The 20991-nt window shown below is 61.2% G+C and carries 17 protein-coding genes and 1 tRNA gene; 8 read left to right on the top strand and 10 right to left on the bottom strand.

Annotated elements, in window-relative coordinates; genetic code table 11:
• Positions 1-146 precede the first annotated feature (146 nt).
• The 4 genes from bcor_RS02035 to bcor_RS02020 all read left to right on the top strand — a co-directional run bounded on the left by bcor_RS02035 (position 147) and on the right by bcor_RS02020 (position 4675).
• Positions 147-491 (top strand): MTH1187 family thiamine-binding protein, encoded by a 345-nt coding sequence (locus bcor_RS02035; protein ID WP_033497276.1) that lies wholly within the window; start codon positions 147-149, stop codon positions 489-491.
• A 71-nt stretch (positions 492-562) separates the two neighbouring features.
• Positions 563-1612: a LacI family DNA-binding transcriptional regulator gene (locus tag bcor_RS02030; RefSeq protein ID WP_033497278.1), complete on the top strand. Its 1050-nt coding sequence runs from the start codon at positions 563-565 to the stop codon at positions 1610-1612.
• A 171-nt stretch (positions 1613-1783) separates the two neighbouring features.
• The gene (locus tag bcor_RS02025; protein ID WP_033489810.1) at positions 1784-3076 is read left to right on the top strand and encodes an MFS transporter; all 1293 of its coding nucleotides are present in this window, start codon (positions 1784-1786) and stop codon (positions 3074-3076) included.
• A 78-nt stretch (positions 3077-3154) separates the two neighbouring features.
• Positions 3155-4675 (top strand): glycoside hydrolase family 32 protein, encoded by a 1521-nt coding sequence (locus bcor_RS02020; RefSeq protein ID WP_033497281.1) that lies wholly within the window; start codon positions 3155-3157, stop codon positions 4673-4675.
• A gap of 117 nt (positions 4676-4792) precedes the next feature.
• Here bcor_RS02020 and bcor_RS02015 read toward each other — a convergent pair whose 3' ends face one another.
• The 7 genes from bcor_RS02015 to bcor_RS01985 form a co-directional block, all read right to left on the bottom strand.
• Positions 4793-5581, bottom strand: coding sequence for an isoprenyl transferase (locus bcor_RS02015; protein WP_033497489.1), 789 nt, complete (start codon positions 5579-5581; stop codon positions 4793-4795).
• Between the two features lie 2 nt (positions 5582-5583).
• Positions 5584-6306, bottom strand: a complete 723-nt coding sequence (gene recO, locus bcor_RS02010; RefSeq protein ID WP_033489808.1) for a DNA repair protein RecO — start codon at positions 6304-6306, stop codon at positions 5584-5586.
• Positions 6307-6324: 18 nt separating this feature from the next.
• Positions 6325-8049, bottom strand: coding sequence for an alpha/beta hydrolase family protein (locus bcor_RS02005; RefSeq protein ID WP_051875608.1), 1725 nt, complete (start codon positions 8047-8049; stop codon positions 6325-6327).
• A gap of 33 nt (positions 8050-8082) precedes the next feature.
• Positions 8083-9330 (bottom strand): flavodoxin-dependent (E)-4-hydroxy-3-methylbut-2-enyl-diphosphate synthase, encoded by a 1248-nt coding sequence (ispG, locus tag bcor_RS02000; RefSeq protein ID WP_045921135.1) that lies wholly within the window; start codon positions 9328-9330, stop codon positions 8083-8085.
• Positions 9331-9341: 11 nt separating this feature from the next.
• The gene (gene dxr, locus bcor_RS01995; RefSeq protein ID WP_081830754.1) at positions 9342-10610 is read right to left on the bottom strand and encodes a 1-deoxy-D-xylulose-5-phosphate reductoisomerase; all 1269 of its coding nucleotides are present in this window, start codon (positions 10608-10610) and stop codon (positions 9342-9344) included.
• 85 nt (positions 10611-10695) lie between these two features.
• Entirely contained in the window at positions 10696-12384 is a 1689-nt protein-coding gene (locus bcor_RS07195) for a DivIVA domain-containing protein (protein WP_051875607.1), read from the bottom strand.
• 79 nt (positions 12385-12463) lie between these two features.
• Positions 12464-12537, bottom strand: a tRNA-Val gene (locus bcor_RS01985).
• A gap of 116 nt (positions 12538-12653) precedes the next feature.
• Here bcor_RS01985 and bcor_RS01980 point away from each other — a divergent pair.
• A complete protein-coding gene (locus tag bcor_RS01980) occupies positions 12654-14183 on the top strand; it encodes an MDR family MFS transporter (RefSeq protein WP_033497283.1) in 1530 nt (509 codons plus the stop codon).
• 93 nt (positions 14184-14276) lie between these two features.
• Here the strand turns inward: bcor_RS01980 and bcor_RS01975 are convergent, their stop codons facing one another.
• Positions 14277-14693 carry a DUF3052 domain-containing protein gene (locus tag bcor_RS01975; RefSeq protein ID WP_033489805.1) on the bottom strand — a complete coding sequence of 139 codons (417 nt, stop codon included), beginning with the start codon at positions 14691-14693 and terminating at the stop codon, positions 14277-14279.
• A gap of 83 nt (positions 14694-14776) precedes the next feature.
• A complete protein-coding gene (locus tag bcor_RS01970; RefSeq protein WP_051875606.1) occupies positions 14777-15658 on the bottom strand; it encodes a S16 family serine protease in 882 nt (293 codons plus the stop codon).
• A 92-nt stretch (positions 15659-15750) separates the two neighbouring features.
• Here bcor_RS01970 and bcor_RS01965 point away from each other — a divergent pair, with 92 nt between their 5' ends.
• Complete coding sequence (locus tag bcor_RS01965) at positions 15751-17331, top strand: zinc-dependent metalloprotease (protein ID WP_033497287.1); 1581 nt, start codon at positions 15751-15753, stop codon at positions 17329-17331.
• Between the two features lie 124 nt (positions 17332-17455).
• Here bcor_RS01965 and bcor_RS01960 read toward each other — a convergent pair whose 3' ends face one another.
• Complete coding sequence (locus bcor_RS01960; RefSeq protein WP_033497289.1) at positions 17456-18964, bottom strand: ATP-dependent helicase; 1509 nt, start codon at positions 18962-18964, stop codon at positions 17456-17458.
• Positions 18965-19092: 128 nt separating this feature from the next.
• Between bcor_RS01960 and bcor_RS01955 the strand changes: the two genes are divergently transcribed.
• Positions 19093-20646 carry a phosphotransferase gene (locus tag bcor_RS01955; protein WP_033497291.1) on the top strand — a complete coding sequence of 518 codons (1554 nt, stop codon included), beginning with the start codon at positions 19093-19095 and terminating at the stop codon, positions 20644-20646.
• Between the two features lie 89 nt (positions 20647-20735).
• Positions 20736-20975, top strand: coding sequence for a DUF3107 domain-containing protein (locus bcor_RS01950; protein WP_033490765.1), 240 nt, complete (start codon positions 20736-20738; stop codon positions 20973-20975).
• Positions 20976-20991 lie beyond the last annotated feature (16 nt).

The following is a 20991-nucleotide window of genomic DNA, read 5'->3' as shown; positions in this document are numbered from 1 at the left end:
CCCCAATCATACCGTCGGCTTATGACCTGCCCAGCCCGGCGCGGGAGACCTGTCAGAACCGGGACCTACGATTTTGCTTACTGCGGATGGGATGGGCACCGGACCTACGAACTGCCTCATCTCCATCATGATGAAAGGCATCGGACATGGACCAGTCACAGACCCCGGAGAATTCCTCCTACCTGAATACCGTGGCATCGGTCGCCATCGCCCCCAGCGGGCAGGGTGAAGAGCTATCGACCTACGTAGCCCAGGCCATCGAGGTCATCAGGGATTCGGGGCTGCCCAACGAGACCAATGCCATGAGCACGGTGATCGAGGGCGACCTGGGCCAGGTCATGCAGACCGTCGAGAAGGCGACCAGGGTCCTGGCCGAGCAGGGTTACCGGACAGGCGTGACCCTGAAATTGGACATCCGCCAGGGCAAGCGGGACCAGATTCACCGGAAGGTGGAGCTGATTGACGAGATTCTCTCGGACGGGAAGGACTGACCGACCCAGACCCTGTAACGCAGGGAACGCCTGCCCCGACCGGAAATGAAAATGAGTGTAGAGGTACTCCCGTGATCACGATGAAACAGATCGCCGCCGAGACAGGTGTATCCGTTTCCACGGTCTCCCTGGTCATGAACAACCGCGACCAGGGGCGGGTCAAACCGGAGACATCCCGGGCCATACGGCGGACAGCCGAGCGGCTGGGATACCGTCCCAACCCCATTGCCAGGTCGCTGCGCACCAGTCGGACCGGCATGTTGGGATTCATCAGCGAGGAAGTCGCCACCACACCCTATGCCGGTGCCATCATCAAGGGGGCCCAGGATGCGGCTTCATCCCTGGGATACGTCCTTCTGACCGTTTCCACCGACGGAAGCGACAGGGAGTCGGACCAGATTCAGGCTCTGAACCGTTACGGGGTGGATGGATTCCTCTACGCCAAGATGTACGACCAGATGGTCGATCTCCCCTCCCCCCTTCGCTCCAGACCCTCCGTGGTCGTGAATGCCCAGGAGGCCCGGAACCGTTGCCCCAGCATCGCCCCCGATGAGTTCCTAATTGGATACGATGCCACCCGGCATCTGATCGATTCGGGCTGTCGGAGAATCGCCTATCTCGGGACCACCCAGGACCTTCCCGCCCAGACGGACAGACGGCGCGGTTACCAGGCCGCCCTCCATGAGGCAGGTCTGCCCGATGACCCCGGCCTGGTCTGCAACGTGGGCTTCAACCAGGAGGCTCTGGATGCGGTCAACGCCCTGATGGACCGGACATCACCGGATGGGTTCTTCTGCTTCAACGACTCCCGCTCCTTTTATATCTACCAGGCGGCGGCAGCCAGACACCTGTCCATCGGGCGGGACATCAGCCTCGTCGGCGTGGATAACCACCAGGTCATGGCCGAGACGACGGCACCACGGCTGACCACGGTGGAACTTCCCCACTATGAGATGGGATACTGGGCCGCCCGCAAACTCATGGATCTGATCGGCGACTCAGACGCGGCCACACTTCCCTGGCCCGAGACCCTGGCACCCCTTCCCCCGATTGATGCCGAAGAGCCCGTCCGAATCCACTGCCAGCTGGTCGCCAAGGACTCCACCAGGGCCGACAGGTAATCCCACCATTTCTCTTTTGGGACATTGTCGACACAGACAGTCAATCGTTTGACGTAAATCGATTGACACTCTACTATGTAGTGACAGGATCCGCCAATGTTGGAGCAATACCTCGGGTCCCGACTCCGCAGGGATGCGGAGCGTCACGAGAATAGAGAAAGAGACATGGGTATGGTCGGGAAAACGTCAATGTGGAGAAACCCATCCTACTTGGAATCCTCCACCGGTATATTCTTCTTCTTCTGTGCCTGGGGTGTCTGGTGGTCCTTCTACCAGCGCTGGCTGGTCACCGGTCTCGGCATGACCAACACCCAGGTCGGTAACATCTACTCCATCAACTCTGTGGCAACGCTGATAATAATGTTTGTCTACGGGGTCATCCAGGACGAGCTGGGGGTCAAACGCCGGCTCGCCGTCTTCATCGCAGCCATCGCGGCACTGGTCGGACCCTTCGTGCAGTTCGTCTACGCCCCTCTCATGCGTTCCAACCTGGTCCTGGGCGCCGTACTCGGTGCGGTCGTTCTATCCGCAGGCTTCATGTCAGGCTGCTCGCTGATCGAGGCCATCACCGAGCGGTACAGCCGCAAATTCGGATTCGAATACGGCCAGTCCCGGGCCTGGGGTTCCTTCGGTTATGCCATTGTGGCCCTGATTGCCGGGTTCGCCTTCAACGTCAACCCGATGATCAACTTCTGGCTGGGATCCGCCTTCGGTGTCTGCATGCTCCTGGTCTACGCCTTCTGGATCCCCGATGAGCAGCGCACTGAAATCAAGCGGGAGTCCACCCCCGAGGGCGAAAAGTCCCAGCCCTCCCTGCGCGACATGATCCACGTCCTGGGCATGCCCGCCCTGTGGCTTCTGATTATCTTCATGATCTTCACCAACACCTTCTACACGGTCTTCGATCAGCAGATGTTCCCCACCTACTATGCCAACCTCTTCCCCACGCCTGAGCAGGGTAATGAGGTCTACGGCATTCTCAATTCCTTCCAGGTGTTCCTGGAATCGGCCATGATGGGCGTGGTTCCCGTCATCATGCGCAAGATCGGTGTCCGCAACTCCCTGCTGCTGGGTGCCACGGTCATGTTCGCCAGAATCGGCCTGTGCGGTTTCTTCCATGACCCAATCGCCGTATCGGTGGTCAAGCTCTTCCACTCCATCGAGGTGCCGCTCTTCTGCCTGCCCGCCTTCAGGTACTTCACCCTCCACTTCAACCCCAAGCTCTCGGCCACCCTCTACATGGTGGGCTTCCAGATCGCCTCCCAGGTGGGTCAGGTCGTACTGTCCACACCACTGGGAATGCTCCACGACAGGGCCGGGGATCGGACCACCTTCTACACGATTTCCATTGTGGTCCTCGTTGCACTCATCTATGGATTCTTCGTCCTGAAGAAGGACGACCAGCAGGTGGATGGTGACCCCTTCATCAGGGATTCACAGAAAGTCAAGGTCGTCGAGGCCTGAGTAAACAAGAAGCACCAATCATAGGTATGGTTCGCCCCGTGACCTCTTGGCCGCGGGGCGAATCGGAAAGGCTCAAGGATGAACCAAAACGCAAACGAACAAACCGACATGACCGCCCAGTTGGAAAAGGCCCAGGCCGGCATCGACGAACTCTTCCAGCATCGCAATGATCGCTGGTACCCACTTTGCCACATCGCGTCCAAGGCGGGCTGGATCAACGACCCGAACGGTCTGATCTTCTTCAAGGGCCGCTACCAGGCCTACTACCAGCTCTACCCCTATGGAACCAAGTGGGGACTCATGCACTGGGGCCACGTATCCAGTGAGGACCTGGTGACCTGGAGGCGCGAACCCCTGGCCATGGCACCCTCCCTGGAGGCCGAGAAGGACGGGGTCTTCTCCGGATCCGCGGTACTGGCCGATGACGGCAGAATGGTCATCTACTACACGGGCCATCGCTGGCGCAACGGAGTGAACGAGGACCAGGGCAACTTCCAGGAACAGTGCATGGCCGTCTCCGATGATGGAATCCACTTCGAAAAGAAGGGCGTGGTTGTGCCGTGCCCGGATGACCGCATCCTTCATTTCCGCGATCCCAAGGTCTGGAAGCAGGGCAATCGCTGGTATATGGTCTTCGGGGTCAGCAACGTCGAAAAGCGCGGAGAGATCTGGATGTACACTTCCCAGGACATGGAGCACTGGAGCTTCGACAGGGTGATCTACCGCCACCCCGACCCTGATGTCTTCATGCTGGAGTGCCCAGACATGTTCCCCGTCGAGGACAAATGGGTCATCTGCTATTCGGCCATGGGCACCAAACCCCATGGGTTCGACCAACGCAACCATAACAACGCCGGATACGTCATCGGCACCTGGCAACCCGGGGGCGATTTCCACCAGGAAAGCGACTTCCATCTATGGGACCTGGGGCAGAATTACTATGCGCCGCAGACCATGGAAGCCCCCGACGGAAGGCGTCTGGTCTTCGGATGGATGAGTCCCTTCACCGAACCCATCCCCATGCAGGACGACGGGTGGTGCGGCCAGTTCACCCTTCCCCGGGAGGTAACCCTTGCCGGTGACCATCTGCGCACCAGGCCCGTGGCCGAGTTCTCCCGTCTCCGTAAGGAGACTCGCGATCTGGGACCGATCGACCTGGATGTCAACGAGACCAGGACCCTGGTCGAGGATGCCCGCACCGCAGACATCGAGATGACCATCGATCTGGACCGGAACCAGGCCGAACGTGTGGGTCTGGAGGTCCATGCCACCCAGGACGGAGGCCACACCATGGTCTGCTACGACGACCAGCTCGGGCGTATCGTCCTGGACCGCCACAGCAACACCTACGGAGACCGGGGCTACAGGACCGCCCCACTCGATGGACACGCCGACCAGGTCAAGCTGCGCATCATACTGGACCAGGGGTCCGTCGAAGTGTACGTGAACGACGGGTTGGAAGCCATGAGCTCCTACAGTTTCCCCTCCGATAGGCCGCGCGCCATCAGGCTCTTCAGCGAGTCGGGAGAAGGGCAGGCGCACATCTCCTCCCTGACCGTCTCCGCCCTTGACACGATTTGGGAGACCCCAGACAAGTAAGCCTCTACTGGGTACACTTCGACCCTGGTGCAGTCATATGACCGCACCAGGGTCCTCGTTTCAGCGCAGACACCATCCGGATTCGGAATCTCCGTCTTGCGTCAGGCAGGCACGCCCCTACTCGGCTCCCCCGAAACGTCGGTCCCGGCGGACGTACTGGTCGATGGCTCTCCACAGAACATCCCGCCCGCAGTCCGGGAAGAGCTCCTCGGCGAAAACCAATTCAGCATACGCCGCCTCCCAGGGCAGGAAGTTGCTGGTCCGGTACTCCCCCGAGGTCCTGACCACCAGATCGCAGTCAGGAATATCGGGATTGTATAGGTGTTCGGCAATCATCTTCTCGGTAACCCGGGAGCCGGTGATTCTGCCCTGGGCAACCTCCTGGGCAATGGCGGTGGCCGCATCGGCCAACTCGGCACGGCCACCGTAGTTGATGCAGAAAACCACGTCGATGACCTTGTTGTGCCGGGTCCTGTCCATGGCCATCTCGAGTTCGTCAATGACGGACTTCCAAAGCCGCGGCTTGCGTCCCGACCAGCGGACCCTGACCCCCCACTCGTCCATCTGCTCCACTCGGCGGTGGATGATGTCACGGGAGAACCCCATCAGGAAGCGGACCTCCGAGGGCGACCGCTTCCAGTTCTCGGTTGAAAAGGTGTAGAGGCTCAGGTACCGCACACCCGCTTCGATGGCCCCGGCAATGGTGTCGAACACCACAGGCTCGGCGGCACGGTGCCCCTGGGTGCGTTCCATTCCCCTTTGCTTGGCCCAACGCCCGTTCCCGTCCATGATGACACCCACGTGCCGGGGTACGGACTTACTGGGAAAGCGGGGAATGCGGTCCGGATCCGAGAAGGGCGCCCGGGGCATATCCAGGGATGTGTAGTCAACCTGGTCAAAACTCATGGTCATGAATCTAATAGGCGCAGGGAGTGGATGGGGCGTTCCAGGTAATATTCGCCCCATTTCTCAACAAGCTGGTCGCAGAGGGGGGTCAGGGGGTCAGTGCCCAAAGACCGCCAGTCCCCTCGGCTCAAGGCCTTGAATTGGTTCAGGGTGACCGGATCCACGCGTATGGCATCGGTCGTCCGGTCTGCACTGCACATGGCCCCGCCACCGGAGACGGAGCAGTAGGTCAGGTCATCGGTACGCCCGCAGACCAGGCAGGAGTCAAGGCGGGGTCGCCAACCTGCCAGGGCCAGGGCACGCATCAGATAGGAGGCGGAGATTGCCCGTGGATCGTGCCTATGCCCGGCCAGGGCGGCCAGGGCAGCCAGCAGGAGGCCGTACTGATCCGAGGCGGGCTGGTCCTCACCGGCGATGAGCTTGTCGGCGGTCTCCAGAATCACACCACCGTTGGTATAGAGATCATAATCGGCGCTGATGGAATCCGCATAGGTGGCCAGGGATGAGGCCTGGGAGACGATATCCAGGTTTCTCCCCTGCGCAATGAGGAGGTCGACCCGCATAAAGGGCTCAAGGCGGGAGCCGAACCGGGACTTGGTACGCCTGACGCCCTTGGCCACGGCCCTGATCTTGCCATGCTCCCGGGTCAGTATCGTGATGATCCGGTCAGCTTCGCCCAGTTTGGTCGTTTTGAGTACCAGACCTTCGTCACGATAGATGGCCATGTATGCTCCTTGACCGAATCAGTAGTAGATGAAAAGACCCCAGAAGGCGAAAATCAACAGGACCCCGAACATGGCCAGGGTGGTGACGATGAAGAGGGCCAGCCCCAGTCTGGTCGAGGCCACCACCGGCTGAGGATCGTTGGAGTGCATCTGCTGGGCCACGGTGGGGCCACCGGCCCGGTGCGCCTTGAGCTGGGAGGGAATCTGGGAGACCCCCTTGAATGAGGCCACTTCGGCCATTCTGGTGAAAATCCGCGACCAGGCCCAAATCACCAAGGCACAGACCACCTGAATGACCGGCCAGCTCCAATAGCTGACACCGGCAGGGTCGGGCACACCACCCCAACCCAGTTTGACCACGGCCATGATGACCTGTCCGAGCCCGGCCGCAAAGAGCACCAACGAGGCCAGGGTGGTTCCGGTGACGGTGGCCAGGGACCCCCCGAACCCGTGCGAGAAGCCCAGAGCAGGGCCCTTATGCCGAATCAGATGATGAATCTTCACCCCACCGGCCACCAGGGCCAGCACCAGGGAGATCAGCAGAAGCAGGAAGGTCAGAATGTGCAGGGCCAGCATGTAGATGGTCAGGACCGGCCTACCGCGCAGGTCGGTCGGAACGGCGATGGACTGGTGGATGGTCGCCCCTCCCACGCTGGGACTGGTCTGTCTGAGTCCACTGGCCTGCCCCACGGCCCAGTTGGTCATGTCTTCCTGGTAGTGATCAGCCAAGGGAGTGCCGGTGTTGGCTTCGTCCCCCAGCCTCAGCACGTGGTTGGATACGGCGTATGAACGGACGGTCACGTTCTCGTTCCCGGCGGCATGGGCTTCGGCCAACACTCTTTGGACCCCCTCAACCTGGGCGGTCATCACATCCTTGGCCCCGTAGGCCAGGAGGGTCGGTATGGCGTAGGTGTTCCCGTCGGTCGGATCGATGTCCAGGCTGTTGATGTTGAAAAGGGAAGCGTCGGTGCTGAAGAGACGACGAACCACCGACTGGTAGCCCTGGTTGGCACCGGCGATGGCGAAATCCTGGGCAACGAAGAACCCGACGGCGTGACGGGGTGAATAGACCATGGGGCTGAGAAGAATCTGGAAGGCGACATCCTTATCCATGGTCAGCAGGAAGGATGATATCCAGGTGCTCTCACTGGTCGCATAGATACCCACCCTAGCGGGATCCACATTCTGCTTGGCACGCAGGAGATTGATGACCTGATCATAGGCCCTGGCGGATGCCGGATAGTCCCTGTTGGCATCGGTGGTCGACCAGACCGGCTTGTCGAGGACGGCCGTCACGAAGCCTGCCGAGGCCAGGGTCTCCGCCACATCACCAAAGGAGTTGTCGCAGGTTCCGTATCCCGCCCCATGCATGAAGACCACACCCGGGCGTTCCCCCTGCACTCCCAGGGGTTCACGGATCTGCACCCTGATCTCCTGGCGCTCATCGGTTCCCTCACGAACGGCCGTTACAGTCTCATGGTGGGCTTTGACCCGGTAGTCCCCCATCTTGTCAAGATGGATACCGTCCGGGTTGTCGAAGGTGACCGAAGTGTCGGGGGTGAGGGTGGGGAAGTTCTGGTCCACCGGATCGTATTTCCAAGGCACTGCGGTCAGATGGGACACCGATACCAGGATTCCCATCAGAATCACGAAGATGGGCAGACTGGTCATGAGCCGTCTTACCCTGCTCCACCTGCCCACCTGGTCCGGCTGCTGTTCATCCTCTTGCGACACGTTGGTCATTGTAGCCGTTGACCGGGATTGACCGACCCGGAATCAGCTGGCCGTGCCCGTCACAGGAACCACCGTGGGGCCCATGTCCGATATGGTCTCCCCCTCGGCCGCTGCCTTGGCCTCCATATCAGCCGCAATGGCCCGGGCCCGCTCCAAAAGGGTGGGGACTATCTGATCCTCGGGAACAGTCTGTACCACCTTGCCCTTGATGATGATCTGGCCCTTGCCGTTACCGGACGCGACTCCCAGGTCGGCCTCCCTGGCCTCCCCGGGTCCGTTGACGATGCATCCCATGACGGCCACCCTGATCGGTGCCGTGATGTCCTTGAGCCCCTCGGTAACCTCCCTGGCAAGCTGGATCACGTCCACCTGGGCCCGTCCGCAACTGGGGCAGGAGATGATGTCGAAGTGGCGCTGGCGCAGTCCCAGATACTCCAGGATCTTGCAGCCCACCTTGACCTCCTCGACCGGCGGAGCCGATAGGGAAACCCTGATCGTATCGCCGATCCCCTCGGACAGAAGGGCTCCGAATGCGAGGCAGGACTTGATGGTCCCCTGCCAGGCCGGACCCGCCTCGGTCACGCCCAGATGGAGGGGCCAGTCACCCTTGGAAGCCAGGAGCCGGTAGGTCTGGACCATGGTGATCGGGTCGTGGTGCTTGACGGATATCTTGAAGTCATGGAAGCCCACATCCTCGAACATGCGGGCCTCTTTCATGGCCGACTCGACCAGGGCCTCGGGCGTGGGGCCACCGTACTTGGCATAGATGTCCTTATCCAGACTGCCGGCGTTGACACCGATCCTCAGGGAGATGCCCGCCTCGGTCGCCGCCTTGCAGATATCAGGACCCACCTGGTCGAACTTGCGGATATTGCCTGGGTTGACCCTGACCGCAGCGCAGCCTGCGTCGATGGCCTGGAACACATACCTGCTCTGGAAGTGGATGTCGGCGATGACCGGAATGGGCGACTTCTTGGTGATGATCGGCAGGGCATCCGCATCGTCCTGGCTGGGCACCGCCACGCGGACGATGTCACAACCAGCCGCCGCCAGCTCGGCGATCTGCTGAAGGGTGGCATTGATATCGGCCGTTACCGTGTTGGTCATGGACTGGACGGAAATGGGGGCACCGCCGCCCACCGGAACGGACCCGACCATGATTCTTCTGGACTTGCGCCTGGAATGGAGGGGGGTCTCGCTGATGGCCTGGTCACCGGTCTTCCGGAATCCCGCTTCCTTCTTCACCTGGTCCGGCCGGCCACTGTCCGCGGATCGCCCGGAATCAAACATCTCATCACTAGTCACGCAGTAATCTCTATCAAAGCATCCGCACGCCGACGAGCTTCCTGCTCGACTTGCTCCATTACCTCCACGGATGTGAAAGTTCGTGACAGATGGGAATCGGCCATCTGGTCCATGACACGCTCCACCGTATCGACGATGCCCAGGTACGGAAGGCGACGATCCAGAAAGGCCCGGACAGCCTGTTCATTGGCTGCATTGAACACGGCCGTCATCCCCTCCGAGGAATCCAGGGCACGCCGAGCCAGGCTCACGGCCGGGAAGACCCTGTCATCCAGTGGCTCGAAGGTCCATTGTGCAGCCTGGGTCCAGTCGCAGGGGACCGACACATCACCCAAACGTTCCGGGGCCGAAAGCCCCAGAGCTATGGGAAGACGCATATCGGGGGGCGAAGCCTGGCAGATTGTGGCTCCATCACGGAATTCAACCATGGAATGAACCAGGGACTGCGGGTGGACAGTCACGGATATCCGATCCTGCGGGATTCTGAAGAGCCTGGCGGCCTCGATGACCTCCAGCCCCTTGTTGACCATGGTGGAGGAGTTGATGGTCACCACAGGGCCCATGTCCCAGGTGGGGTGGTTCAGGGCCTGCTCAGGGGTGATTCCTTCCATCCGACTCCTGGTCCAGCCCCTGAAAGGACCTCCGGAGGCCGTGACGACCAGCCTCGCCACCTCCCCGTGCCGACCTGAGCGCAGGGACTGCCAGATTGCCGAGTGTTCGGAATCCACGGGATTGATCTGCCCCGGACGGACCTGGGCATCAAAGAGGAGATGCCCACCGGCCACGACTGATTCCTTGTTGGCCAAGGCCAACTGGGATCCGGCCTGAAGGGCGGCGATGGAGGGCCGAAGCCCTATCGACCCGGTGATGCCGTTCAGCACCAGATCAGCCCCCGACCCTGCCAGGGCAACGACCGCATCCATGCCTGCTTCAACATGAACCTGACCGGCGCCGGCCTGGGACAGGGCCTGGCGGAGTTCTTCAACCTTGGAGGGGTCCGCCAGAGCAACCTTCTCGACACCGAACCGGGCGGCCTGCCGGGCCAGAAGATCCGTATGACCGCCGCCAGCCGCCAAGCCCACCACCCGGAAGTGCTCGGGATGGCGACCAACCACATCAAGGGCCTGGGTGCCGATGGAGCCGGTCGAACCCAGGATTACCAGACTCTTGGACCAGTTCCCGTCTCCTTTACCAGTCCAGTCCTCCAGGGTCCTGGCCTGACCGGCCTCGGTACCTGCGTCGGCCTTATCATGACCGCTTATCATTCCTGCACACTTTCCACGGTCCGCTCGGACCGTAACTTTCAGGCCCTGAAGTCCGTCTCGTCGGGTCTGCCCGACGGACTCTGCGCTACGCCTGGGAACCCTTCGTCTCCTCGCCCTGCTGCCCATCGGCCTCAAAGGCCGGGAAGGAGATATCGGGAATATCAAAATCCATGTCCATCTTGGGCAGGTCGGTATTCACCAGGGAGTTCAGGTAGGAATCGGCATCCTGCGCAGCCTGCCTGACTGGGGCCTTGCTGATGGAATCCTCGGACACGGGACGGGCCCAGCTTGGCTCATCCGAGACCGACGGAGCCGCATCAGGTTGCACGGACTCCTCCTGAGGACGGCTCCAGGCACTGGGGGCCTGGGGCTCGGGCTGTGCGGACAGGGGCCCGCTGACCCCGACCGGGGAACTGAAGGAGGACCCCGCGCCAGGCCTTGTCGAAGGGGCCGTAAAAGCGGGTTGCGTCGACCAGTCATGACCCGAGGCAGGGGCCGAGCTCGGTTGGTCGGATACTGGCTGAACCGGCTGAGAGGACGGGACACGGTCAGATCGCGAGGGCTGTACCGGTGAAGATGGTACGGACGGGGAGGATTGTGCCGAATCAGCGGACCTCACAGGCTGGGAAGGCGACGCGAACGAGGCAGGCTGACCGGCCTGAGCACCGCTTGCACCCGTACCGGTCCCTGCCTGGTCCCGGTTCTGCCCCACGGACCTGGCCAAGGCCCCCAGAGAGCCGTTCATCTGACTGGCAGCCGAAACCTCAGGAGTGCCGGACGGAATGGTACCCGAGGCAGGAACCGCGGGAGCCGTCGGCTGAGGAGAGTCAAAAATGGCCTGCTCCGCCTGATGCAGCTGGGCGAAATCAGTCGATCCGGTTTCGGCCGGTTGCACAGCGGGTGCCTCGGCAAATCCCTGACGAGCAGCATCGGCAGATCCTGTGGGCTGCCCGGCCTGCCAGGCAGGAGCCTGTTGCTGACCAATCAGGGGCTTGATGGACCCATCCTCGCCAGCAGTTCCGGCGGACGGACCCTCCTTCGACCGATTACCGCCTGATCCGGCATTCGGACGGGTTCCGACATGGACCTGTGCATCAAGCCCCAACCGGGCGACCGACTCCATCTGCTGCAGGAGTTCCACGGCCTTGGAAAGGAAGTAGTCTACCTGGCGCTCATCATAGCCGTGCTTGCCCTTGCGCTGGGTGAAAATCACGTTGGAGATACGGTCCGAGGTGATGTCGACGGACTTCTTGCCATCGGCACGCTTGGCATCCCGCAGATGCAGGTCGTCGGCAATGCGGTCCAGAACCTGGAAGACCAGACGATCCACCTGCTTGCAGTCGTAGGAGGGCTTGCCGGAAAGGCCCCTGTCGAAGATGTCGCCACCGTCCCGGTTCGCATGCCTCTTCAGGGCCCGGTACTGACGTACCACCCGCGCGCTCCAGGCCTCCATGCCGGACTGGTTGATCTCCCTGGCAACACTCCTGTCGGAGATGGCGCGTTCCAGACGGGCCAAGGCGGCATCCACCTGGGCGATGGTGTACCCGCCCTTGCGCAACTCAAAGGAGGCGTTGGCGATCTGGTCCTGCGTCAGGCTCGGATCCTCGCTCTCATAGAGAGTGTGGGCCCTGTCCAGGAACTCATCGACCTGAACGGTGTTATAGCCGAACTTACGCTTCCCCACACGCGCTATGGTGGCTTCGTTCCTGCCGGAATCAGGCTTTGCTGACATCAGGACATCGACCTCCTGACCTTTCTTGCCGATGGGAGTCATGCCTACCCATCTTGATGGTAATGCAGACGATTCTACTTGAGAGTTCAGACTCGGTGGGGACTGGTCATTGCAGAGGGAGTGGTCCCGCTCGGACTCGAACCGGGGACATCCACCGTGTAAAGGTGGCGCTCTAACCAACTGAGCTACGGGACCGAGCAATATGATAGCAGAGTGTCCCGCCGGTGACAGGGCCGATATGATGGTTATAATCCGCTGGGAGTTTCATCAATGGGGCGAACCTCGTCCATCCGTCCGAATCGAGGATGCAGATGTCGGCAAAAGGGACAGTCAGGAAAACCAATGTGACCCTGGTCACGGTGGCGGTCTTCATCGCCACCTTCATGACCGCAATCGAGGGGACCATCGTATCCACGGCCATGCCGACGATCATCTCCGACCTGCACGGTCTATCGATCATGAACTGGGTCTACTCCATATATCTTCTCATGTGTGCCGTCACCACCCCCATCTATGGGAAACTCTCCGACAGGTACGGCCGTAAACCCCTCCTGACCATCGGACTCCTGATTTTTGTGGTCGGGTCCAGCCTCTGCGCACTCTCCCAGTCCATGCCCCAGCTCATCGGCGCCAGGCTCCTTCAAGGCCTTGGCGCCGGCGCCATCCAACCTCTGACTTATACGGTCCTGGCTGACATATACCCCCTAAGCAAGCGGGCCGGGATGATCGGACTGAACGGATCCGCCTGGGGCATCGCCTCCATCATCGCCCCACTCCTGGGCGGATTCATCGTCCAGCACCTCAGCTGGCACTGGGTCTTCGCCATCAACGTCCCCATCGGCCTGATCGTCATACTCCTGATACAGGCCTTCCTCAGCGAGCGCATGGAGCCCAGACGGGCACCGGTCGATTACAAGGGAATCGGGCTGCTCAGTCTGGGGCTGATCTGCCTCATGTTGGGCCTGCAGAGCCTGGGCTCCCACCAGGGCATCCTGACTCCGGCCCTTCTGGGCCTTGCCGCTGTGGTCATCTTTGTTGTCCTCCTGCGTCTTGAGAACCACCAGGCAGACCCCATTCTTCCCCTGAGGCTCTTCCGCAACCGGACCTTCGTCATCCAGAATGTCTGCATGCTTCTGATTGCCGGGTTCCTGATGTGCTTCGACACCTATATGCCGATTTGGATGCAGTCCGTCATGGGGCTCAACCCTTCCATGGGCGGCTTTGTCGTGACCCCCTCCTCCATCCTCTGGCTTCTGGGCGCCTACCTGGCCGGGCCCTTGACCATGCACCACCCGCCGCACCGGGCCACCAACATCGCCCTGGCCTTCATCCTGACCGCGTGCATATGCTACGTTTTCCTTCCCATGGCAACCCCCTATTGGGCGTTCCTGGTCATATCGGCCATCGTGGGGTTCGGTTTCGGCTTGGCCATCACCACTTCGACGATCACCGCCCAGAGCGTGGTACCGGCCAGTGATGTGGGTGCCTCCACCAGTTTCAATACCCTGGCGCGTTCCCTGGGGCAGACGCTGATGGTCTCGATTTTCGGAATCGTCATGAACACGGTCATTGCCGACAGGGTCCCCGATCATCCCGGCCTCACCGCCGAGATGATGGACAGGATGATCAACCCGGCCACGGCCAACCAGATTCCCCCGGCACTACTGGCCCCGGCCAGATCCATCGTCTTCGACGGTCTGCACTGGATATTCCTGACCGGGCTGGTCATACTACTGCTGGCTCTGGGTGCCAACCTGCTCGACCTGCGATCCAGGTCGCTCTTGTCGGAATATCAACATTCCGCCACGACCAAGGCTGCAACAACCGGTTCGATCCGATGAGCAGATCGGCGTCCGCCCAACCCGGGAGGAGGGATTAAAAATCCCCCGGCCGTAAAACCGGGGGATGGAAAAACAGGGGACCTGGAGGAGTGTTTACTTGCCTTTTCCGAAGGCACGCAGTTGGGTGGCGTTCCAATCCTTGCTCACGGTGGTGGGCATAAGGGCGTTCATTCCTGCAGTCTTGGCGGCGTTGGAAACGGTGCTGGGACCGGGAGCGCCATCACGCCCCGGCTTGGGGGTCAGCACCCAGAAGGGGGCACCGGGATTGATCATGGCCGAGGCGTCGACGATGGTATCCGCCAGGTCATCCTCGGAATCGCCATCGCGCCACCAGATGATCACGCCATCCACGGCCGCATCGTAATCCTCATCGACCAGCTCTTCACCGGTCAGATCTTCGATTTGAGTCCTGATGCCATCATCGACATCGTCATCCCACATCCATTCCTGGACGATATCGCCAGTATGGAAACCGAACTCTTCCGCTGTATAGGTTGTAGTCTCAGCCACGTTGTCAGCATAACAAGACTGCTGGAATTCACCAATTGCGGCCCAGTGTTTCCGGATGCGCCTGGACTCGAACCCGGGGCGTCCTACTTGCTTGGGGAACTCGAATCGACAGTGCAGCGAGGCAGGTCCTCCCCCCTGCCGTGGCCTATTTCCACAACGGCCTTGTATGCCTGGTCCAGGGTTTCCACCTGGACATCCCGCAGACCGTCGGGCACATGGCCCGCCACCTGACTGCAGTTGGCCTTGGGAACCAGGAACCAGGTAGCCCCATCACGTTTGGCACCCATCAGTTTCAGATTGATGCCCCCTATCGCCCCCACGGCACCTTTTTCGTCAATGGTCCCTGTCCCGGCGATGGTCCTGCCGCCCGTCTCATCCTCGGGGGTCAGTTTGTCGATGGCTCCCAGGGCATACATCATGCCGGCGGAGGGGCCCCCTATATCGTCCACATGCATGGTGATCTCGATGCCGTCGGTCTGGTATCCCTTGGCCTGAAGGAAGGAGATGGCCGCCTTGGCAGCCGCATCCTGGGACCCGCTCATGTCGCTGGCCTCCTGCTTGCGGTATTCGTCGGCGGTCATTCCCTCGGGAATTATGGCTTCCCTGGGCACGACCATGGCTTTGGGGTTGGCCCATCCCAGCAGGGCCTCCATATTCGTGACCATCGAGCCGGGTAGGCCGCCGGCGTTGATAGTGGTCAGGAGGAGCTTGCCGGAACCGGTGTGGGTCTCGCCTCCCTTTACGGAGACGACCTCGGTGGATCCGCTCCTGCCAAGAACGTCCTGGGTGGGCCCTGGGGTCTCGATTACATAAGGACTGGGCAGGAAGAGGATGACCAGGGAGAGGATGACCAGGAGTCCACCGGCCATGCCGCGCCTGGTCAACATGTGGCCCGCGGCGGCCTCAGGCATCTGTTCGGGTGCGCCTGTGGCGGAGATTCCCGCTTTCCCATGCGTATGTGTCATAGCTCCAATATTATGGGTGAAAGAGACGATACACTGCTCATGCGGTGCACTTTCAGCACCGTCACCCTATTTGCGAGGACCGGAACGACCTTATGGACGAGAATGCAATCCACCAATGGCTGATTGACTGCTTTGGCCCCTTCCAGGGCGAGCTGGCCTGGAAGCAATTCTCGCAACTGCCGGAGTCCGTCCGTTCCCAGATCGCCAATCAGGACCCCTCGCAGCTGCCCAAACCCGACGAGGTGAAGGCCCTGATCCAGGCCTTCACGGCAGGTGGACTCAACACACCTGCCGACATGCAGAGTCAGGCCCAGGAAGGCCCCATCAACGTCAATCTGGCAAAGTCCATAGCCTTGGGGCGTGCAGCCGCCGACCAGTCCGACACCACGGTGACCGCCGAGAATGGCGACCGGGTGACCAGGATCATGAGTGAGGCCAACCTCTGGTTGGATTCCGTCTGTGCTTTCGACCCGGCTCCCGGCCACGCCGAAGCCCTGACCCGCTCCGGTTGGATTGAGGGCAGCATCGACTCCTGGATCCAGTTCGCATCCCCTGTGGCACAGGCCGTCAGCAATGCCCTGACCTCAGTACTGAGCGAACGGCTGGGGGGATTCCCAGAAGGCGAGATCTCCGGCATGTTTGCCGGGCCGGTCCCCATCCCCCTGCCCGACAACCTCAAGGACCCGGCCACCCTTATGAAACTCCTGGGCAACACCTCCTTTGCCATACAGCTCGGGCGGGCAGCCGGAGAACTCTCCGAAGAGGTCCGCGGCGGGTTCGACCAGGGGGTCGCCCTCCTGAAAAACCCTGCAGGAGCCCTGATTCCGCAGAACATCAAGTCCTATGCCTCATCCCTTGACCTGGATTTGGATGAGGTTATGAGCTATCTGGCCCTCCAGGAGGCCGCCCATGCCCGCCTCTTCGCATCCGTCCCCTGGCTGATGCCACGCTTCGAGGCCCTGATAGGCAAGTACGCACGCGGAGTCTCCATCGATCTGGACGCCATGGAAGAGCAGCTCCGCGAGGCCACCGAGATCAATCCCGAGTCCATCGCTGGCGCCATCAACCTGAGCAATGTCGGCATCGAGGACACCCCCGAGCAGAAAGAGGCCCTGCGCAGTCTGGAGATTCTTCTGGCTCAGGCCGATGGTTGGGTGGACTGCGTGGTCTGGAACGCCGGCATGGCGCATATTCCGCATCTGGAACAGCTTCGCGAGATGACCAGGAGGGAGCGGGCCGTGGGCGGCCCCGCCGAGCAGACCTTTGAATCCCTGCTTGGTCTCAGACTCCACCCCAAGCGCCTGCGCGAGGCGGCTGAGCTTTGGGAGGGTGACACCGCAAGGCTTGGTTTCGAACAACGCGACGCCAAATGGTCCCACCCCGACCTCCTCCCAACCCTGCCCGAGGAGCAGGCAAAGGGCAGTGTTGATACCGGGAACCAGGCGGAACCCACCCAGGGTGAAACCAATCACACCGATGAGGGGGCCGCCAACCCTGATTCGGTCGACTGGGACGCCGAACTGGCCAAACTCTTGGATGCCGATAAGAAGGCACAGGGAACCGACTCCCCCGAGCGGCCCGACAGTCAGGCGAACAAAGGCCAGGGCGATACGGGCGACCCAGATGGGGAAAACGAATCCGCTGATGGGAATCCCAACGAGAACAATCAGTAACAGGGACTAATCGCGCCCATCACTCCAACGCCGTAAACCGCAATCATGCTCCCCTCACAAGGGTGCATGCGGTTTTCACGAAGGATGACCGGTCCTCATATTGCACGCCGTCTGGAGAGGGGGCTTACCCCTGCACGAAGCGACTGGGGGTACGTCTGGCGAACGAGGCGGGATCCTTCTTCTCGGCGAACGAGAGATGGAGGGTGTCCTCAGCCCTGGTCACCGCCACATACATGAGCCTGCGTTCTTCTTCCAGGTCCTCCCCCTCCCTCGGCGAACCGAAGGGAAGAAGCCCCTCGGAACAGCCAACCAGGAAGACATGGCTGAATTCCAGTCCCTTGGCGGCGTGAATGGTGGAAACGGTGACCTGACCACGCGCCCTGGCCTGCTGAAAATCCTCTATCGTCTTCTCACTGCTCTGGACAGCCGTCACCTCGGATACACTCTGGTCCAGCCAGCCCGAGTCGGTCCGTAGGCGGTATGGAATGCCCCGTTCATGCAGGGCTGCACATATAGCCGTCTGCTGGGCGTTGATTCTGGTAAGCACTGCGCACTGCCCCGGATCGGCTCCACCATGGATGAGCCGCTCTATACGCTTAGCCACCCCATGGGCTTCCTCGACATCATCCTGATACCGGGTGGTCCCAATGCGCTTGCCGGCCTCCCTGTTCGATTTCAGTTTCAGGTAGTCGCCACGATTGGGGGACTTGGAAAGGACCCTATTGGCATAGTTGACCACCTGGGGGGTGGACCGGTAGTCCGTGTTGAGCTGCAGGTCGGCTTTCATCGACGGGTACTCCTCGGGGAAATCCAACAGGTAGTAAGAGGTTGCCCCGGCAAAGGAATAAATGGTCTGGGCGGGGTCTCCCACGACGCAGAGATTGTCGCGGTCATCCAACCAGAGCCTCAGTAGGCGGTGCTGCAGGGGTGACACATCCTGGTACTCGTCGACCGTCATCCAGCGAATGCGCGACCGGATGACGGCCGCCGCCTCCGGCTCCTCCTCCAGGATGTGACAGACCAGGAGGAGGATGTCGTTGAAGTCCATTTGATTATGGGCGGACTTGTCATATTCGAAGGCCTCGTAGAGGTCGGCCATCCTATCGGGGTCGAGACCCGCCGGCGGAGTGCGGTGTGTGGCTGCGCAAACCCGGACATACTCCTTGGGGGCAATCAAGCCCACCTTGGCCCAGTTGATCTCCGCCTCCAAATCGCGGACCTGGCCCGGATCGGCCTCCTCCTGACCACAGACCCGCTTATAGGCGGCCCTGACCAGGGGGCGGAGATCCTGAATCAGGGTGGGTGGATATGAGGAGCTGACCTGAGGCCAGACCTGACGGAGCTGCTGGAAGGCCGCCGAGTGGAATGTGGCGGCCTTGACCGATTCCGGCACACCGAGGGCGGTGAGTCTGGACCGCATCTCGGCAGCAGCCTTGACGGAAAAGGTGACGGCCATGGTCTTCGACGGGTCCCAACTACCCTGGGCACAGGCATAAGCAATCCGGTGGGTGATGGTTCGGGTCTTTCCGGCACCTGCCCCGGCTATGATCCTGACCGGCCCGTCCAAACTGGTGACCGCCTCCCTCTGGAACCGGTCCAGCCCCCCTAGGAGCTTCTCCTGATCTTCATGCACACCCCCATTGTGCCAAACCGTCCTGTCGAATCCCCATTGGAGTGGTCATGTGGTCGAAGGTGCCACGCAGAGCCTCTTCGACGTACCAGGCCACCCGCAAAGCCTTACGCTTGTATTATCCTGAGAGTGTGAGTGAAAAAACGAAGCTGACCTTGGCCGCACTGGCCTCCGCCGCCATGCCTGATGTGCCGATGACAGGCGCCAGGGATTGCGATCAGATCAGCCATAGGGACCGGGCCGAGGGAATCAGTTGTGCAGTGGTCCAGGATTCCACCGGGAACACCTACGATGTGTGGGCAACCGACCAGGAGGCCGGTAAGAAACGCATGGCAGCCCGGGTCAAGGCCGCACGGGCCTTGGAAGACGCCAAGGAAGTCGCCGCAATGGGCTTCCGGGTTGAGCGGGTCCTGGCCTATGAACCGGGACTGAGCGAAACCAGTCCTACAGGAAAGGTCAGTGTGACCGTCCTGAAACACAGCCCGGGCAGAATTCGCCCCCTCCATCTGTTGACAATCAACGAGTGCACGGCCGCAGGCACGGCCATAGGGGCCATACACCGTATACGACCCGAGTTCCTCGGGGAACACGACTACCCGGCCTTCACCACGAGCCAGATATCCTCCCAGCTCAAGGGCTGGATCACCCGCCTGCGCAAGGACGGTCACGTTCCCGAGGAAATCACCAACAGCTGGGCTTCGATTGCAGAAACCGACGGGCTCTGGTCTTTCGATACCTGCACGGTACATGGCGGATTCACGGATGGAGACCTCCTGTATTCGAATTCCGGACTGAGCTCCATTTACGGATGGCAGGACATGCAGGTCAATGACCCGGCCCGCGATCTGGCATGGATATTCTCCAAGCTGGACGGGTCCCGCCGCAATGCGGTCATCGCCGCCTACGGCAGGATGGTGGGCTCCCGTCTGGACGATCTGATCATGCTCCGCGCAAACCTCTGGCTGCAGATGGAGCAGGTCGGCGAATTCATCACCGCCCTTGACCGGGCCGACAACGAGCGAATCATCCAGTTCAAGGCACAGGTCGAACGCCTGGCCCAGCAGCTCAGCGAGCATGAGCAGCTCAGCCACGCCCGCCAAAACCACAAGCCAGCCAGGCCAGCCGCCGGTTCCAACCCTTCGACGATTACAGTGGGGAACCTCCTCGGTGGCGAGAACGACCCCGCTAAACCGGAATCAGGCAAGACCGGAAGCGCAGCTCCCAACAGGCCGACAGTCGAGCCCAAGGACGACCAGGGCAAGGCCGAGGAACCTGCAGACGACAGCTCAGTGACCATCGCCATCAACAAGGTCGATATGGCCGATTTGGCCAGAACACAGACCGCCATGAATCATCAGGCAGCCAAGGCCAAGGAGGAATCCAAGACCGACCACGCCCCCGTCACAGAGGCCGACAGCAGCACCAAGAGCAAGAGCGAACCGGTCCCGGATGGGAAAACCGCAACCGGCGAAGGGAAACCATCCGAAGAAAGTCCCGCAGTCCCGAACGAGGACGGCATTGCGCATCATGCGGCGACACAAACCGAGACCACAAAAGATAAGGCCGCCGAAGAACCACCGTTGACGGGCGCGGAGACAATCATCATGCCTAGCAAGCCCAGTCCGGACGATGCCCCGACCAGGACAACCGACGGAATCATCAGCCGGCATGGAGACGACGCTTAGGGCGTAATCGACCCGACCAGCGAATAATGAAACCAGCACATTTGCCTGTCGATTCGACTCGGTGGCAGGCGGAATCCCTGGAGGCAAACATGGATATTGAATTCGGCATCAGGAACGTGGCACGCACGGTCAGCTTCAGCACGGATGAAAAGGCCGACGAGGTTGCGGCCCACATCAGCCAGGCCTTGAAGGAAGGCGGGCCGATCGATCTGGTGGACGACAAGGGTCGTCACATCGTCGTTCCCAAGGATGCCCTGGGATACGCGGTCATCGGATCGGACACCACCCATCCGGTAGGGTTCGGTGCCTTGGGTGGCGCCACCGACTGAGTCAGAACTCGACAGA

It is taken from the genome of Bifidobacterium coryneforme (assembly GCF_000737865.1).
GTDB lineage: Bacteria > Actinomycetota > Actinomycetes > Actinomycetales > Bifidobacteriaceae > Bombiscardovia > Bombiscardovia coryneformis.
This window is presented reverse-complemented; position numbering and strand designations above follow the sequence as displayed.